Raw genomic sequence first — 856 nt, 5'->3', positions numbered from 1 at the left:
TTAGACGTCGTCTCATTTGGTGAGTCTGCGGTAGCAGATGAGGCTGCAGGCGATGGCGGTGAAGGCCAGGAAGTGCTCGGCCTTGCGTTCGTAGCGGCGGTGCAAGCGACGGCAGCCGCCCAGCCAGGACATCGTGCGCTCGATCGTCCAGCGGTGCCGGCCCAGCCGGGTGGAGGACTCGATGCCCTTGCGGGCGATGCGGTGCCGGATGCCTCGCTTGCGTAGCCAGCGGCGCAGGTGCTCGTAGTCGTAGCCCTTGTCCGCGTGCAGCTTGGCGGGCCGTCGCCTGCGCGGGCCGCGGCGGGAACGGATCGGCGGGATGCCGCGCACGAGCGGCTCGAGTGCCTGGCTGTCGTGCAGGTTCGCGCCGGAGATCCCGATCGAGAGGGGTAAACCGGTCCGCTCGGTGATCAAGTGGATCTTCGACCCCTTCTTGCCTCTGTCCACAGGATTCGGACCTGTCAGGTCCCCCCTTTCAGGGCCCGCATGTTCACCGAGTCGATCGCACACCGCGACCAGTCCAGATCTCCGCGCGAGCCCAGTTCGTCGAGGATGAGGCGGTGCAGCTTCGCCCAGACCCGGGCGGCACTCCACTCGGCGAAGCGCCGGTGCGCGGTCGGCCCCGACGGGCCGAAGACCGGCGGCAACTGCCGCCAGGTACAGCCCGTCGTGGCCACGAAGATGATCGCGGCCAGCACCTCGCGATCCCCGTACCGGCGCCGGCCGCCGCCCTGCGGCCGCGATGGAGCAGGCGGGACCACCCGCTCGAACAGCTCCCACAACTCGTCCGGCACCATGCGCTCGACCATCACCACACCGGCAGACTACCCAGCACCCCAAATGAGACGACGTCTTA

1 protein-coding gene is annotated in these 856 nt (G+C 68.7%); it reads right to left on the bottom strand.

What is annotated here, in order from left to right; genetic code table 11:
- Positions 1 to 12: 12 nt before the first annotated feature.
- Positions 13 to 809, bottom strand: a protein-coding gene (locus AC4IJH_RS43595; protein ID WP_490857578.1) for an IS5 family transposase whose coding sequence is annotated in 2 segments (ribosomal slippage) — positions 13 to 471 and positions 474 to 809 — 795 coding nt in all. Because the reading frame shifts where the segments join, the coding sequence is not laid out codon by codon here.
- Positions 810 to 856 lie beyond the last annotated feature (47 nt).

The sequence above is a fragment of the Streptomyces sp. UF-297 genome (genome assembly GCF_058245575.1).
This window is presented reverse-complemented; position numbering and strand designations above follow the sequence as displayed.